The sequence below is a fragment of the Ramlibacter sp. Leaf400 genome (assembly GCF_001424545.1).
Lineage (GTDB): Bacteria > Pseudomonadota > Gammaproteobacteria > Burkholderiales > Burkholderiaceae_C > Ramlibacter.
On sequence record NZ_LMQL01000009.1, the window covers coordinates 461,469 to 476,450 of the forward strand.

Here is a 14,982-nt window from a genome sequence, read left to right on the forward strand (position 1 = left end):
GGACGCAGAACGCATCAACCTCATCGGCACCACCCTCTCGGACCTGCAGGGCAGGACGGCCGATCTCCGGAGGTATCTTTGACTTCGATGCCAAATCGGAGCGCCTGAGGACCGTCACCGCCGCGCTGGAAGACCCCGCGGTCTGGAACGATCCCAAGAAGGCCCAGGAGCTGGGCAAGGAAAAGAAGCAGCTGGACAGCGTGGTCCTGGTGATCCAGGAGCTGGAGCGCGAGCTGTCCGACAACCTCGAGCTCTATGAGATGAGCAAGGAGGACGGCGACCAGGCCGGCCTGGCCACCATCGAGGACGAGACGGCCAAGCTCACGGCGATCGTCCAGGACCTGGAGTTCCGGCGCATGTTCGACCGGCCGGCCGACCCGATGAACGCCTTCCTGGACATCCAGGCCGGTGCCGGCGGCACGGAAGCCTGCGACTGGGCCAGCATGCTGCTGCGCCAGTACCTGAAGTACGCCGAGCGCAAGGGCTTCAAGGCCAACGTCGAGGACGAGACGGCCGGCGACGTGGCGGGTATCAAGAGCGCCACCATCAAGGTCGAGGGCGACTACGCCTACGGCCTGCTGCGCACCGAAACCGGCGTGCACCGGCTGGTCCGCAAGTCGCCTTTCGACTCCGCGGGCGGCCGCCACACCAGCTTCGCCAGCGTGTTCGTCTACCCCGAGATCGACGACTCGGTGGAGATCAACATCAACCCGGCCGACGTGCGGGTGGACACCTTCCGCGCTTCGGGCGCCGGCGGGCAGCACATCAACAAGACCGATTCGGCGGTGCGGCTGACGCACGTGCCCACCAACATCGTGGTGCAGTGCCAGGACAGCCGCAGCCAGCACAGCAACCGCGACGTCGCCTGGCAGCGCCTGCGCTCGCGCCTGTACGACCACGAGATGCGCAAGCGCATGGAAGAACAGCAGAAGCTCGAGGACACCAAGACCGACGTGGGCTGGGGCCACCAGATCCGCAGCTACGTGCTGGACCAGAGCCGCATCAAGGACCTGCGCACCAACGTCGAAATCTCCAACACCCAGAAAGTGCTGGACGGCGACCTCGACCCGTTCATCGAAGCCTCGCTCAAGCAGGGCGTCTAAGGAATCCACATGATGCGCGAAGGACAGAACGCGGTGATCTACCGCGCCGATTACCAGGCACCGCCCTTCTGGATCGACACCGTCGAGCTGTGCTTCGACCTCGACCCGGCCAAGACGCGCGTGCTCAACCGCATGAAGCTGCGGCGCAACCCGGACGTGCCGCACCAGCCGCTCAAGCTCGATGGCGACGAGCTGAACCTGGCGCGCGTGCTGGTCAACGGCCAAGGCACCTCGTTCCGCATGGAAGGCCCGCGCCTGGTGCTGGAGAACCTGCCCGAGGGGAACGAGCCTTTCGAGCTGGAGATCTTCACCACCTGCGCGCCCGCCAAGAACACCAAGCTCATGGGCCTGTACGTGAGCAACGACTCGTTCTTCACGCAGTGCGAGGCGGAGGGCTTCCGGCGCATCACCTACTTCCTGGACCGGCCCGACGTGATGGCCAGCTACACGGTCACCCTGCGCGCCGACAAGCGCAAGTACCCCGTGCTGCTGTCCAACGGCAACCTGGTCGACCAGGGCGACCTGGACGACGGCCGCCACTTCGCCCGCTGGGTCGATCCCTTCCGCAAGCCCTGCTACCTGTTCGCGCTGGTGGCCGGCCAGCTGGTGGCCCGCGAGCAGAAGATCGCGGCGCGCAACGGCCGCGAGCACCTGCTGCAGGTCTACGTGCGGCCCGGCGACCTGGACAAGACCGAGCACGCGATGAACTCGCTGATGGCCTCGGTGGCCTGGGACGAGGCCCGCTTCGGCCTGTCGCTCGACCTGGAGCGCTTCATGGTGGTCGCCACCAGCGACTTCAACATGGGCGCGATGGAGAACAAGGGCCTGAACATCTTCAACACGAAGTACGTCCTGGCCAACCAGGCGACGGCCACGGACACCGACTTCTCCAACATCGAGTCGGTGGTCGGACACGAGTACTTCCACAACTGGACCGGCAACCGCATCACCTGCCGCGACTGGTTCCAGCTGTCGCTCAAGGAGGGCCTGACGGTCTTTCGCGACCAGGAGTTCAGCCAGGACCTGGCCGGCGAGGCCTCGGCCCGCGCGGTCAAGCGCATCGAGGACGTGCGCGTGCTGCGCACCGCGCAGTTCCCCGAGGACGCCGGCCCGATGGCGCACCCGGTGCGGCCCGACCAGTACCTGGAGATCAACAACTTCTACACGGTCACCATCTACGAGAAGGGCGCGGAGGTGGTGCGCATGATGCAGACGCTGGTGGGCCGCGAAGGCTTCGAGCGCGGCATGACGCTGTACTTCCAGCGGCACGACGGCCAGGCCGTCACCTGCGACGAGTTCGCCCAGGCCATCGCCGACGCCAACCCGCAGTCGCGCCTGTACGAGCTGCTGCCGCAGTTCAAGCGCTGGTACAGCCAGGCCGGCACGCCGCGCGTGAAGGCCGCGGCGCACTGGGACGCCGCCACCGGCCGCTGTGAGCTGGCGCTGTCGCAGTCCTGCCCGGCCACGCCCGGCCAGCCGGCCAAGGAACCTTTCGTGATCCCGATCGCCTGGGGGCTGGTCGGCGCCGACGGCCGCGAGGTGGCCCGCGGCATGCACGTGCTCACGCAGGCCAGCGAGACGCTGGCCCTGCCCGAGGCGCCCGCCGGCGCGGTGCCGTCGCTGCTGCGCGGGTTCTCCGCCCCGGTGGTCCTGGAGTTCGACTACACCGACGAGCAGCTGCTCACGCTGCTGGAGCACGACACCGATCCGTTCAACCGCTGGGAGGCGGGGCAGCGGCTGGCGGTCAACCGCGCGCTGGCGGCCATCCGCGGCAACGGCGAGATCGTGCTGGACACCCCCTTCCTGGAAGCGATGCGCAGCCTCCTGCGCCAGCCGGCGCTGGACTCGGCCTTCAAGGAGCTGGTGCTCACCCTGCCCGCCGAGACCTACATCGCCGAGCAGCTGGACGTGGTGGACCCGCAGCGCGTGCATGCGGTGCGAGAGTCCATGCGCGAGCAGGTGGCCACCGCGCTGCAGGACGACTGGGCCTGGGCCTACGAGCAGAACCGGGACAACGGCGCCTACCGGCCCGACCCGGTGTCCTCCGGCCGGCGCGCGCTGGCGGGGCTGGCGCTCACGCACCTGTGCATCGCGGCGCGTTCGTCCGGCGATGGCGTGTGGCCCGGCAAGGCCTACCAGCGCTTCAAGGACGCCTCCAACATGACCGACCGCTTCAATGCGCTGTCGGCCCTGGTGGTGAGCGGCCAGGACCTGGCCCGGCCGGCGCTGGAGAAGTTCCACGCCATGTTCAAGGACGAGCCGCTGGTGCTGGACAAGTGGTTCGCGCTGCAGGGCGGCGCGCCCGACCGCGGCGGCAACATCCTGCCGGCGGTGCGACAGCTGATGCAGCACCCGGACTTCAACATCCGCAACCCGAACCGCGCGCGCAGCCTGATCTTCAGCTACTGCAGCGCCAACCCGGGCGCCTTCCACCGCGCCGACGCCGCCGGCTACGTGTACTGGAGCGACCGCGTGATGGAGCTGGACGCCATCAACCCGCAGGTGGCCGCTCGCCTGGCGCGGGCGCTGGACCGCTGGCGCAAGCTGGCCGAGCCGATGCGCGGCGCCGCCCGCGAAGCCATCGCCCGCGTGGCCGCCAAGCCCGATCTCTCCAACGACGTGCGCGAGGTGGTCACCCGCGCCCTGGCCGAATGAGGAACCGAACCGCATGAGCAAGATCTCCCTCACCCGCTACCTCGTCGAGCAGCAGCGCGTCGACGGCCACATCCCCTCGCAGCTGCGACTGCTCATCGAAGTGGTGGCGCGCGCCTGCAAGCGCATCAGCCACGCGGTGAACAAGGGCGCGCTCGGCGACGTGCTGGGCACGGCCGGCAGCGAGAACGTTCAGGGCGAAGTCCAGAAGAAGCTGGACATCATCGCCAACGAGGTGCTGATCGAGGCCAACGAATGGGGCGGCCACCTCGCGGCCATGGCCAGCGAGGAGATGGACGGCATCTACCTGGTGCCCAACCGCTACCCGCAGGGCGAGTACCTGCTGCTGTTCGATCCGCTGGACGGCTCGTCCAACATCGACGTCAACGTCAGCATAGGCACCATCTTCAGCGTGCTCAAGAAGCCCGAAGACCACGCCGGCGTGAGCGAGCAGGACTTCCTGCAGTGCGGCAACAGGCAGGTGGCCGCCGGCTACTGCGTCTACGGCCCGCAGACCACGCTGGTGCTCACCGTGGGCGACGGCGTGGCCATGTTCACGCTCGATCGCGAGCAAGGCTCCTTCTTCCTCACGCAGGAGAACGTGCGCATCCCGGAGGACACCAGGGAATTCGCGATCAACATGAGCAACGTGCGCCACTGGGACGCCCCGGTCAAGCGCTACATCGATGAATGCCTGGCCGGCAAGGAAGGCCCGCGCGGCAAGGACTTCAACATGCGCTGGGTCGCCTCCATGGTGGCCGACGTGCACCGCATCCTCACCCGCGGCGGCATCTTCATGTACCCCTGGGACAAGCGCGAGCCGGACAAGCCCGGCAAGCTGCGCCTGATGTACGAGGCCAACCCGATGGGCTGGCTGATCGAGCAGGCCGGCGGCGCGGCCACCGACGCCCGCCAGCGCATCCTGGACATCCAGCCGCAGAAGCTGCATGAGCGCGTGAGCGTGGTGCTGGGGTCGAAGAACGAAGTGGAGCGGGTGACGAGGTACCACACCGAGGCATCGAAGTAAGGATGCCCGCCCTCCCCTGCGCCGCGTTGCGGCGCACGCCGAGTTGAACCCGGACGCCGCCCAGCTGTGGCGGGCGCCGCGCTGGGCGCTGGCGGTGCTGCTGGCCGTGCTGGGCATGCTCGGCCCGTTCTCCATCGACACCTACATCCCGGCCTTCGCCGGCATCGCCAGGGCGATCGGCGCCACGCCGGTGCAGATGCAGCAGACGCTGTCGGCCTACCTGTTCGGGTTCGCCTTCATGAACCTGTTCCACGGCGCGCTGGCCGACAGCTTCGGGCGCCGGCCGGTGGTGCTGTGGGGGATCGCGGTATTTACCATCGCCTCGGCCGGCTGCGCGCTGTCGCAGACCATAGCGCAGCTGGTGTTCTTCCGCGGGCTGCAGGGGCTGTCGACCGGCGCGGGCATCGTGGTGTCGCGCGCGGTGATCCGCGACATGTTCCCGCCCGCGCAGGCGCAGAAGGTGATGAGCCAGGTCACCATCTACTTCGGCGTCGCGCCGGCGGTGGCGCCCATCATCGGCGGCTGGCTGTTCGTCCATGCCGACTGGCATGCGATCTTCTGGTTCCTCACGGCCGTCGGCGTGGTGCTCTGGGTGGCGAACTTCCGCCTGTTGCCCGAGACGCTGCACGAGACGCACCGGCAGCCGTTCAACGTGCGCAACCTGCTGCGCGGCTACTGGCAGATGGGATCGAGCGCGCGCTTCCTGCTGCTGGCGCTGGCCAGCGGCGTGCCGTTCAACGGCATGTTCCTCTACGTGCTGGCGGCGCCGGAGTTCCTGGGCACGCACCTGAAGCTGGCGCCGACCGAGTTCTTCTGGTTCTTCGTGCTGACCATCGCCGGCATCATGGGCGGCGCCTGGGCCAGCGGGCGGCTGGCCGGGCGCATCGCGCCGAAGAACCAGATCAAGTACGGGTTCATCGTGATGCTGCTGGTGTCGCTGGCCAACGTGGCGGCCAACTTCGTGTTCGAGCCGCACGCGGGCTGGGCGCTGCTGCCGATCGCGGTGTTCGGCTTCGGCTGGTCGCTGATGGTGCCGGTGGTGACGCTGCTGGTGCTGGACATCAACCCGGAGCGGCGGGGGCTGTCGTCCTCGCTTCAGGCGGTGATCGGCTCCACCGCCAACGGCATCGTGGCGGGCGTGATCGCGCCGCTGGTGATGCACTCGACGCGCCTGCTGGCGGTGGCTTCGCTGCTGATGATGTGCGTGGGCCTGTTCGCCTGGCTGTTCGTGCACAAGCGCTGGCCGGAGATCGGACGGCACGCGGCGGCGCACCACTGAACCGCCACTGAGCCGTCATTCCCGCGCAGGCGGGAATCCAGTGCTCCCTTGAACGAAAAAAAAGCGGCCTCGCGGCCGCTTTCCTGTTCCCCTTCGCGGAGACGATCACCCGCGGATCACTCCGCCGGCCTGTACGCCCGCTTCTTCGCGTCGCGCGGCACGAACACCTTGCCGCCATTGCCCGGGCGGGCCGGCTTGGCGAAGCCCTGCGCCGGCTTCTCCCACGGCGTGGCCTCGCGGCGGCGATCGCCACCCCCGAAGTCGCCGAAGCCGGCCTTGCGGCCGTAGTCACCGCCGCCGTTGCTGCGGCCCTGGCCAGGACGCGCGCCACGCGGCGCCGGACCGCCACGGCCCTTGCCGCCGAAGCCCGGCTGGGGAGCACGCGGGGCACGCTGCTGCGGCTCCAGGCCCGGAATCACGTCGGCCGTGAACGGCTGCTTGGTGAACGCCTCGATGTCGAAGATGCGGAAGCGGTCGCGGTACTCGGCGAACGTCACCGCCAGGCCGTCGCGGCCCGCGCGGCCGGTGCGGCCGATGCGGTGGGTGTAGTCCTCGCTCTTCATCGGCAGGCCGAAGTTGAAGACGTGGGTGATGGTGGGCACGTCGATGCCGCGCGCGGCCACGTCGGTGGCCACCAGGATCTGCACCTGGCCGTTGCGCAGCGCCATCAGGCGGCGGTTGCGCAGGCCCTGGCTCAGGGCGCCGTGCAGCGCCACGGCCGAGAAGCCTTCCTGCTGCAGGTCGTTGGCCAGCCCGTCGCACTCGATCTGGGTCGAGGCGAACACGATGGCCTGGTCGATGCCCTGGTCGCGCAGCCAGTGGTCCAGCATGGCCCGCTTGTGCTGGGCGTTGTCGGCCCAGAACAGCACCTGCTTGATGTTGGCGTGGCGCTCCTGCGGCGAATCGATCTGGACCTTCTGCGGCTGGCGCATCACGCGCGCGGCCAGCTGCTGGATGCGCGGCGCGAAGGTGGCGCTGAACATCATGGTCTGCTGGCGCTGCGCCGTCAGCTGCTGGATCTCGGCCAGGTCGTCGGCAAAGCCCAGGTCCAGCATGCGGTCGGCCTCGTCCACCACCAGGAAGCGGACCTGGTCCAGCTTGATCTGGTGCGAACGCTGCAGGTCCAGCAGTCGGCCGGGCGTGGCCACCACCAGGTTGGCGTTCTGCAGGCGGGCGATCTGCATCTGGTAAGGCATGCCGCCCACCACGTTGGCCACGCGCAGGCCGCGGCAATGCTTGACCAGGTCGATGGCGTCGTGCGCCACCTGCTGGGCCAGCTCGCGCGTGGGGCACAGGATCAGGGCGCCGGGCGCGGCCGCCTTGAAGTGGCGCGGGTCGGTCGGGTTGCGGCGCTTGCGCTTGGGCGGCGCCTCGCCGCGGGCGGCGGCTTCGTCGGCCAGCTTCTGGTGCTCCACGCGCTCCTGCTCGTCGGCCTGGCGCTGCAGGTCCAGCAGCGTGTGCAGCACGGGCAGCAGGAAGGCCGCGGTCTTGCCGCTGCCGGTCTGGCTGGACACCATCAGGTCGATGAAGGCGGCCTGGTCCGAGGGCAGCGCGCGGGGGATCACCTCTTCCTGGACCGCGGTGGGCTGCGTGAAGCCCAGGTCCTCGACGGCCTGGATCAGCTCGGGCGCCAGGCCCAGGCGGACGAAGCCGTTCGGCGGCGTCGCCACGATGGAGATGTCGTCGGAAGAAGAAATGATTTCGGCAGGCGCGAAGTCGCCCTGCACGTCGAACGTGTCGGTCATGAAGCTCTCATGCGGCGGGGCCTGGAAGCCCAGCCGTCGTCAATGGTCAAAGGGACATGCAACCATCAACGACGTACCGCGCGTGGCGCGGGTGGCCCATTCCGGGGGCCTGTGCATGAAGGTCGAATGCGAGGGGTTTGCGATGCGTGCTGCACCGCGAGAACCCGTATTGTCCCACAGGCGCGATTCGCGGGCTGGGGGCGCCCCTCTATTCCCCCATGCGCAGGAAGTGCTCACGGTAGTGCGCGAGTTCGTCGATGGACTCGTGCACGTCGGCCAGCGCGGTGTGGGCCTGCTGCTTCTTGAAGCTGGTGTACACCTCGGGCCGCCAGCGCCGGGCCAGTTCCTTGAGGGTGCTCACGTCCAGGTTGCGGTAGTGGAAGAAGCCTTCCAGGCGCGGCATGTACTTCACCAGGAAGCGGCGGTCCTGCCCGATGGTGTTGCCGCACATCGGCGAGCCGCCCTTGGGAACGTGGCGGGCCAGGAACTCCAGCAGCGCTTCCTCGGCCTGCGCCTCGGTGACGGTGGAGGCCTTGACGCGGTCGATCAGGCCGCTGCGGCCGTGCGTGCCCTTGTTCCAGGCGTCCATGCGGTCGAGCTGCTCGTCGCTCTGGTGGATGGCGAAAACCGGGCCTTCGATGCGCGGCTCGAGGGTCGGGCCGGTGACCACCACGGCGATCTCGATGATGCGGTCGACTTCCGGGTCCAGTCCGGTCATTTCGCAGTCGAGCCACACGAGGTTCTGGTCGTTCTTCTCGAGCGTCGCGGCGCCTGCGCCGGAAGGGATTTCTGCCATCCGGGCATTGTCGCCGAAGGCCTGCGGCGCCCCGGGAGGGCCTAAACTCGTCGTGATGAGCGCTTCGTACCTGTGGACCCTGGCTTTCGCGGCAGCCCTGCTCGCCGGGCTGGGGGTCAAGTTCTGGCTGGCCTCGCGCCAGATCCGCCACGTGGCGCGGCACCGCGACCGGGTGCCGGCCGATTTCGCGGCCACGGTGCCGCTTGCGGCGCACCAGAAGGCCGCGGACTACACCGTCACCAAGGCCCGCATCGGCCTGCTCGAGATCGCCTTCGGCGCCGCCGTGCTGCTGGGCTGGACGCTGCTGGGCGGCCTGAACTGGCTCAACCAGGTCCTGCTGGACGCCCTGGGCGTGGGCATGGCTCAGCAGCTCGCCCTGCTGGTGAGCTTCGCCGTGATCGGCGGCCTGCTCGAGCTGCCCTTCAGCCTCTACAGCACCTTCGTGGTGGAACAGCGCTTCGGCTTCAACAAGACGACCTGGGGCCTGTGGCTGGCCGACGCGGCCAAGGGACTGGTGCTGGGCGCCGTGATCGGCCTGCCGATCGCCTGGCTCATCCTGTGGCTGATGGGCGCGGCCGGCTCCTGGTGGTGGTTGTGGGCCTGGGCCGTGTGGATGGGCTTCAACCTGCTGCTGCTGGTGCTCTACCCCACCGTCATCGCGCCGCTGTTCAACAAGTTCCGGCCGCTGGAGGACGAGTCGCTCAAGGCGCGCGTCACGGCGCTGATGCAGCGCTGCGGCTTCGCGGCCAAGGGCCTGTTCGTGATGGACGGCAGCCGCCGCAGCGCGCATGCCAACGCGTACTTCACCGGCTTCGGCGCCGCCAAGCGCGTGGTGTTCTTCGACACGCTGCTGTCCCGCCTGTCGCCGGCGGAGGTCGATGCGGTGCTGGCCCACGAGCTGGGCCACTTCCGCCACAAGCACATCCTCAAGCGCATCGCCGGGCTGTTCGCCTTCAGCCTGGCCGGCTTCGCGCTGCTGGGCTTCCTGTCGCGCCAGCCCTGGTTCTACACGGGGCTGGGCGTCACGCCCAACCTGATGGGCCCCAACGACGCCCTGGCCCTGCTGCTGTTCCTGCTGTCAGCGCCGGTGTTCTCGTTCTTCGTCTCGCCGCTGATGGCGCAGCTGTCGCGCAAGCACGAGTTCCAGGCCGATGCCTTCGCCGTGGCCCAGACCGGCCGCGAGGACCTGCGCACCGCCCTGCTCAAGCTCTACGAGGACAACGCCTCGACGCTCACGCCGGACCCGCTGTTCGTCAAGTTCTACTACTCGCACCCGCCCGCGTCGGAGCGGCTGGCGAGGATGGCCGCGATCGGAGGTGCATGATGAAATCGATGCTCAAGGTCAGGGACTGGTCGGGCCAGGCGCGCCGCGCCCTGTCGCCCACCGAGGTGGTCACGCGGCTGGGCACGCTGGACGACTGGAAGCTCACCGGCGACGGGCCCGACGTCGCCATCGAGCGCACCTGCACCTTCGCCAACTACCACGAGACCATGGCCTTCGTGAACGCGGTCGCCTTCATCGCCCACACGCAGGACCACCACCCCGACCTGTCGGTCCACTACAACCGCTGCGTGGTGCGCTTCAGCACGCACGACGTGCAGGGCCTGTCCTCCACCGACTTCGATTGCGCCGCCCGGGTGGACGCGCTGCTGGCCGAATGATGGACCTGCGCCTTGGCTGATCGGGCGCAGCTGTCGCCGGGGCTGGTGGTGGCGAGCTTCGGCCGCCACGTGCTGGTGGAGACGCCCGAAGGCGCGCGTCGCATCTGCCATCCGCGCGGCAAGAAGGCCCAGGCCGTGGTCGGCGACCGCGTGCAGTGGCAGCAGACCCACGACGAAGGCACGATCGAGAAGGTCGAGACGCGCCGCAACCTGTTCTACCGGCAGGACGAGATCCGCACCAAGTCGTTCGCCGCCAACCTGGACCAGGTGCTGGTGCTGATCGCCGCCGAGCCGGAGTTCTCCGAGCACCAGCTGGCCCGCGCCCTGATCGCCGCGGAAGCCGAACGCATCACGCCCGTCATCGCCCTGAACAAGAGCGACCTGGTGGAGCCGTTCGAGCGCGCCTGGGGTCGCCTGCTGCCCTACCAGCAGATGGGCTACGGCGTGCTGCCGCTGTCCCTGCGCGTGTCCAGGGAAGTCGACCGCGAGCACCTGGTCGCCCACCTGCGCGGCAAGACGACCCTGGTGCTGGGCCCGTCCGGCGCCGGCAAGAGCACGCTGATCAACCTGCTGGTGCCCGGTGCGACGGTGCTGACCGGTGAGATCTCGCGCGCGCTCAATTCGGGGAAGCACACCACGACCAGCACGACCTGGTACTGGGTGGACGAGGGGCGCAGCACCGCGCTGATCGATTCCCCGGGTTTCCAGGAATTCGGCCTGCACCACCTGGAGCCGGGGCACCTGGCGGGCCTGATGCGGGACCTGAAGCCGCACCTGGGCAAGTGCCGCTTCTACAACTGCACGCACCGCCACGAACCGGGCTGCGCGGTGATCTCCGCCGTGGCGCATGCCGATGGCGAGCACCCGATCACGGCCAACCGCTACCGGATCTACTGCGACCTGTTCGAGGAATTGAGCCAGCCGCCGCGGTACTGAGGAGCGCGTGCTCCCCGCTGCTTCAGCCGATCAGGTTGGCCAGCGTCAGCAGCGCCAGCAGCACCATGTACAGCACCACGGAGCGCCACACCAGGCCGACGATGCTGCGCAGGTGACCCGGTTCCGCCTCGCGGCCCGGCGTGCTCTCGCTGGCCTCTTGCGGCATGGCGACCGAGGCCGCGCTGAACGCCTGGCTGTTGTTCGGCGCGAAGGCCGAACGCAGGGCCTCGCCGCCCAGGCGCACGTTCACCGCGCCGGAAGTGGCGGCCAGCACCACGCCGTCGTTGTCGTTGGGGAAACGCTGCGAATGGTGGCGCCAGCAGTCGATGGCTTCCTCGAAGCTGCCGACGACGGCGAAGGCCAGCGCCGTGATGCGCGCCGGCAGCCAGTCGACCACCGCCCAGGCCCGCACCGACACCGACTGCAGCGCCTCGCTGACCGTCTGCGGGTTCAGGCGGCTGCGGTGGCGCCAGTAGCGGGTGACGTACTCGGCCATCCGGTACAGCACCGCGCCGGCCGGGCCGAAGCCGAAGGCGGCCAGCACCGCGAACCAGGCCAGCACGCCGAACACGTGGCGGTGCGCGGCCAGCACCGAATACTCGATCACGTGCCGCACGATCTCGCGCCGCGGCAGCTCGGAGGCATCGACCTGCTGCCACTCGGCCAGCAGCTCCCGGGCGCGGTCCTCGTCGCCGGCATCCAGCGCGTCGCGGATGGCGGTGAAGTGGTGGCTGAACTGGCGAAAGCCCAGGGTGACGTACAGGACTGCGACGCTCCAGGCGATGGCCGCCGGCCAGCCCACCCAGATCAGCAGCGCCCAGTGGATCGCCAGCGCCGCGAGGGCGGGCCCGAGCACCGCCACGCCCCATGCGATCCAGCCGTGGTGAGGGCGGCCCGCGTCGAAGTTGCGGCTGGCCCAGCGCGCCCAGGTCCTCAGGGCGTTGTGGATCGGGTTGTGGCGCGCCAGCGGCCGCACCTGCTCCAGGAGCAGGGCGAACAGGATGGCGAAAAAGGACATGGGGAGATGATACGAGGCAGCGCCATGGCCCACGCCGTCATCCCGGCGAAGGCGGGGATCCGGCGCAGCGTGCCGGCAACATCGAGGGATGCCCTGGATTCCCGCCGACGCGGGAATGACGGCGGGGCTATGCCGACAGGAACCGGTAGAAATTGCGCAACATCGCCGCGGTCGCGCCCCAGATGAAGCGCTCGGTGCTGCCGTCCATGTAGGGCATGGAGAACCACTCGCGCCGCGCGCCCAACGCCTCGAAGACGTGGCGCCGGTGATGGGCCGGGTTCATCAGGAACTTCAGCGGCACCTCGAAGGCGTCGGCGACCTCGTGCGCATTGAGCTCCAGCTGCGCATCGGGCCGCACGAGCGCCACCACCGGCGTGACGATGAAGCGGGTGCCGGTGGTGTAGGTGGGCATCTGGCCCAGCACCTCGACGTGCCGCTCGTGCAGGCCGATCTCTTCTTGCGCCTCCCGCAGCGCGGTGTGCGCGGCGTCGCGGTCGGTGTCGTCGCGCTTGCCGCCCGGGAAGGCCACCTGGCCGGAATGCGTCGACAGGTGCGTGGTGCGCTCGGTGAGCAGCACCGTGGGCTCGTCGCGCAGCACGATGGGCACCAGCACCGAGGCGTGGGCGATCTGGCGGTCGGTGAAGCGCTTCTCGGCCCAGATCTCCGGTTCCCAGGCGGGCGGCGTGCGGAATCGCTCGCGGATCGCGTCCGGCGCAAGCGCCGCCGCCCCCACCGCGGGCAGGTGGGAATCGATGCCGGCCACCGGCACGGCGCGCGGGTCGAAATGGGGCAGCTTGGACAGCGGCACCAGGTCGGGCGGCAGCGGGGGGACGGGCGCTATGGGGGGCATGGAATGAAAAACCGCCGCGGCCCGGTCAGGCGGCGGCGGCTCGTCGCGGGAGAAGGCGGATTACTCGGCGGCCGCGGTGCTGCGGGTGCCGTGGGCCAGCTTTTCCTTGATGCGGGCCGACTTGCCGCTGCGCTCGCGCAGGTAGTACAGCTTGGCACGGCGCACGTCGCCGCGGCGCTTGACTTCGATGCCGGCGATCAGCGGGCTGTAGGTCTGGAAGGTGCGCTCGACGCCTTCGCCGCTGGAGATCTTGCGCACGGTGAAGCCGCTGTTGAGGCCCCGGTTGCGCTTGGCGATGACCACGCCTTCGTAGGCCTGCACGCGCTTGCGGGTGCCTTCGACGACGTTCACGCTCACGATCACCGTGTCGCCGGGGGAGAAGGCGGGGATCTTCTTGCCCAGGCGGGCGATTTCCTCTTGCTCGAGGGTCTGGATCAGGTTCATGGTGGTTCCGTGCGATCGTGTCCGGGCGTTGTTGGAAGGCGTGCGTCCTGTTCTGGACGCCGGGCCGGCGCGGGTGGCGCCAGCCTTGGTAGGCCTGCGGGCAGAGGATCGGAAAGCCGAAGATTATAGCCCGCCGGCGCCTGGCCGGGCCAGGGTGGCCAGGAAGGCCTCGTCCGCGCGGGTCAGGCGCCCGGCCTGGCGGGCCGTGGCGAGCAGGTCCGGCCGCAGGCGGGCGGTGGCCTCCAGGCGGCGCTCGCGGCGCCAGCGCTCGATCTGCGCGTGGTGGCCCGACAGCAGCTCGGGCGGCGCCCGGCGGCCCTGCCACTCCTCCGGGCGGGTGTAGTGCGGGCAGTCCAGCAGGCCATCGATGGCGGGGTTGAAGCTGTCGGCCTCGTGGCTGCCCGCCTCGTTGAGCACGCCCGGCTGCAGGCGGGCCACGGCGTCCAGCAGCGCCATGGCGGCGATCTCGCCGCCCGAGAGCACGAAGTCGCCCAGGCTCAGCTGCGCGTCCACGTGGGCGTCGATGAAGCGCTGGTCGATGCCCTCGTAGCGGCCGCACAGCAGGATGGCGCCCTCGCCCGCCGACCAGCGGGTGACGCCGGCGTGGTCCAGGCGATCGCCCGTGGGAGTGAACAGCACCACCGGCGCGGCATCGGCGCGCTCGGCCTTCACGGCCGCCACGCAGCGCGCCAGCGGCTCGGCCATCATCACCATGCCGGGGCCGCCGCCGAAGGGGCGGTCGTCCACGCGGCGGTAGTTGCCGTCGGCGAAATCGCGCGGATTCGACAGGCGCACGTCGACCTGCCTGGATTCGTAGGCGCGGCGCGTCACGCCGCTCTCGAGGAAGGGCGCGAACAGTTCGGGAAACAGGGTGACGACGTCGAAGCGCATGGCGGCTTCTTCAGTAGTCGGGCTGCCAGTCCACCGTGATCCGCCGGCCCGGCAGGTCGACATCGTCGACGAAGGCTGCGACGAACGGGATCATTCGCTCGGCGGGCTTGCCGTCCTGCTCGTAGCCGACCACCAGCACCGTCTGCGGCCCGGTGGCCATGAGGTCGCGCACCTCGCCCAGCACCACGCCCTCGCGGTTGACCACCTGCAGGCCCATCAGGTCGACCCAGTAGTACTCGTTGGCGGCGGCCGTGGGGAAGCTGGAACGCGGCACGAAGATGCGGGCGCCCTTGAGCGCCTCGGCCGCGCTGCGGTCGTCCACCTCCTGCGCCGTGGCGACGATGGTGTCGGCGTGCTCCTTGGCCTCGCGCACGCGCAGCAGCACCGTGCCCGTGAAAGCCGGCTTGGCGGCCTTCTCGGACGGTTGCAGGTACCAGCGCTTGGAAGAAAAAAGCGCTTCCGGGGAAGCGCTGTGGGGCAGGACCTTGAACCAGCCCTTGATGCCCCAGGCATCGTGGATGCGCCCGACTTCGATCGCGTCGGCCGGCAGTTCCGCCGGCTCCAGCCCGGGCACCATCG

The 14,982-nt window shown here is 69.4% G+C and carries 14 protein-coding genes; 7 read left to right on the forward strand and 7 right to left on the reverse strand.

Annotated elements, in window-relative coordinates; translation table 11 throughout:
- Positions 1-74: 74 nt before the first annotated feature.
- The 4 genes from prfB to ASG30_RS10415 are packed head-to-tail and all read left to right on the forward strand — an operon-like array spanning position 75 to position 6,061.
- Positions 75-1,103: a peptide chain release factor 2 gene (gene prfB, locus ASG30_RS10400; protein WP_442965687.1), complete on the forward strand. Its 1,029-nt coding sequence runs from the start codon at positions 75-77 to the stop codon at positions 1,101-1,103.
- A 12-nt stretch (positions 1,104-1,115) separates the two neighbouring features.
- Positions 1,116-3,758 carry an aminopeptidase N gene (pepN, locus tag ASG30_RS10405; protein ID WP_055895912.1) on the forward strand — a complete coding sequence of 881 codons (2,643 nt, stop codon included), beginning with the start codon at positions 1,116-1,118 and terminating at the stop codon, positions 3,756-3,758.
- Positions 3,759-3,771: 13 nt separating this feature from the next.
- Complete coding sequence (locus ASG30_RS10410) at positions 3,772-4,782, forward strand: class 1 fructose-bisphosphatase (protein WP_055895606.1); 1,011 nt, start codon at positions 3,772-3,774, stop codon at positions 4,780-4,782.
- A 43-nt stretch (positions 4,783-4,825) separates the two neighbouring features.
- A complete protein-coding gene (locus ASG30_RS10415; RefSeq protein WP_055895608.1) occupies positions 4,826-6,061 on the forward strand; it encodes a multidrug effflux MFS transporter in 1,236 nt (411 codons plus the stop codon).
- Between the two features lie 116 nt (positions 6,062-6,177).
- On the opposite strand, the gene ASG30_RS10420 is transcribed toward ASG30_RS10415, so the two are convergent.
- Together ASG30_RS10420 and orn are read right to left on the reverse strand one after the other, a co-directional pair.
- On the reverse strand, positions 6,178-7,806 hold the full coding sequence (locus tag ASG30_RS10420) for a DEAD/DEAH box helicase (protein WP_055895610.1): 1,629 nt from the start codon (positions 7,804-7,806) through the stop codon (positions 6,178-6,180).
- Positions 7,807-8,014: 208 nt separating this feature from the next.
- Complete coding sequence (gene orn / locus ASG30_RS10425) at positions 8,015-8,602, reverse strand: oligoribonuclease (protein WP_055895612.1); 588 nt, start codon at positions 8,600-8,602, stop codon at positions 8,015-8,017.
- 55 nt (positions 8,603-8,657) lie between these two features.
- On the opposite strand from orn, the gene ASG30_RS10430 reads away from it, so the two are divergent.
- The 3 genes from ASG30_RS10430 to rsgA are packed head-to-tail and all read left to right on the forward strand — an operon-like array spanning position 8,658 to position 11,200.
- Positions 8,658-9,926, forward strand: a complete 1,269-nt coding sequence (locus ASG30_RS10430) for a M48 family metallopeptidase (RefSeq protein WP_055895614.1) — start codon at positions 8,658-8,660, stop codon at positions 9,924-9,926.
- Complete coding sequence (locus tag ASG30_RS10435; RefSeq protein ID WP_055895616.1) at positions 9,926-10,264, forward strand: 4a-hydroxytetrahydrobiopterin dehydratase; 339 nt, start codon at positions 9,926-9,928, stop codon at positions 10,262-10,264. Before ASG30_RS10430 ends, ASG30_RS10435 begins: the two co-directional genes overlap by 1 nt.
- Before the next feature lie 12 nt (positions 10,265-10,276).
- Entirely contained in the window at positions 10,277-11,200 is a 924-nt protein-coding gene (gene rsgA / locus ASG30_RS10440; RefSeq protein WP_055895618.1) for a ribosome small subunit-dependent GTPase A, read from the forward strand.
- A gap of 22 nt (positions 11,201-11,222) precedes the next feature.
- Here rsgA and ASG30_RS10445 read toward each other — a convergent pair whose 3' ends face one another.
- The 5 genes from ASG30_RS10445 to rimM form a co-directional block, all read right to left on the reverse strand.
- Positions 11,223-12,218 carry a CobD/CbiB family protein gene (locus ASG30_RS10445; RefSeq protein ID WP_055895620.1) on the reverse strand — a complete coding sequence of 332 codons (996 nt, stop codon included), beginning with the start codon at positions 12,216-12,218 and terminating at the stop codon, positions 11,223-11,225.
- Positions 12,219-12,345: 127 nt separating this feature from the next.
- Positions 12,346-13,068, reverse strand: coding sequence for a CoA pyrophosphatase (locus ASG30_RS10450; RefSeq protein WP_055895621.1), 723 nt, complete (start codon positions 13,066-13,068; stop codon positions 12,346-12,348).
- Between the two features lie 60 nt (positions 13,069-13,128).
- The gene (gene rplS / locus ASG30_RS10455) at positions 13,129-13,512 is read right to left on the reverse strand and encodes a 50S ribosomal protein L19 (RefSeq protein ID WP_055895623.1); all 384 of its coding nucleotides are present in this window, start codon (positions 13,510-13,512) and stop codon (positions 13,129-13,131) included.
- A gap of 123 nt (positions 13,513-13,635) precedes the next feature.
- Positions 13,636-14,403, reverse strand: a complete 768-nt coding sequence (trmD, locus tag ASG30_RS10460; RefSeq protein WP_055895625.1) for a tRNA (guanosine(37)-N1)-methyltransferase TrmD — start codon at positions 14,401-14,403, stop codon at positions 13,636-13,638.
- 10 nt (positions 14,404-14,413) lie between these two features.
- Positions 14,414-14,980 carry a ribosome maturation factor RimM gene (gene rimM / locus ASG30_RS10465; RefSeq protein WP_055895627.1) on the reverse strand — a complete coding sequence of 189 codons (567 nt, stop codon included), beginning with the start codon at positions 14,978-14,980 and terminating at the stop codon, positions 14,414-14,416.
- Between the last annotated feature and the right edge of the window lie 2 nt (positions 14,981-14,982).

Bases quoted from the DNA above. Each gene is read 5' to 3' on its own strand.
- pepN (WP_055895912.1), top strand. From the start codon at position 1,116: ATGCGCGAAGGACAGAACGCGGTGATCTACCGCGCCGATTACCAGGCA.
- ASG30_RS10410 (WP_055895606.1), top strand. From the start codon at position 3,772: ATGAGCAAGATCTCCCTCACCCGCTACCTCGTCGAGCAGCAGCGCGTC.
- ASG30_RS10420 (WP_055895610.1), bottom strand. From the start codon at position 7,806: ATGACCGACACGTTCGACGTGCAGGGCGACTTCGCGCCTGCCGAAATC.
- orn (WP_055895612.1), bottom strand. From the start codon at position 8,602: ATGGCAGAAATCCCTTCCGGCGCAGGCGCCGCGACGCTCGAGAAGAAC.
- ASG30_RS10430 (WP_055895614.1), top strand. From the start codon at position 8,658: ATGAGCGCTTCGTACCTGTGGACCCTGGCTTTCGCGGCAGCCCTGCTC.
- ASG30_RS10435 (WP_055895616.1), top strand. From the start codon at position 9,926: ATGAAATCGATGCTCAAGGTCAGGGACTGGTCGGGCCAGGCGCGCCGC.
- ASG30_RS10445 (WP_055895620.1), bottom strand. From the start codon at position 12,218: ATGTCCTTTTTCGCCATCCTGTTCGCCCTGCTCCTGGAGCAGGTGCGG.
- ASG30_RS10450 (WP_055895621.1), bottom strand. From the start codon at position 13,068: ATGCCCCCCATAGCGCCCGTCCCCCCGCTGCCGCCCGACCTGGTGCCG.
- rplS (WP_055895623.1), bottom strand. From the start codon at position 13,512: ATGAACCTGATCCAGACCCTCGAGCAAGAGGAAATCGCCCGCCTGGGC.
- trmD (WP_055895625.1), bottom strand. From the start codon at position 14,403: ATGCGCTTCGACGTCGTCACCCTGTTTCCCGAACTGTTCGCGCCCTTC.
- rimM (WP_055895627.1), bottom strand. From the start codon at position 14,980: ATGGTGCCCGGGCTGGAGCCGGCGGAACTGCCGGCCGACGCGATCGAA.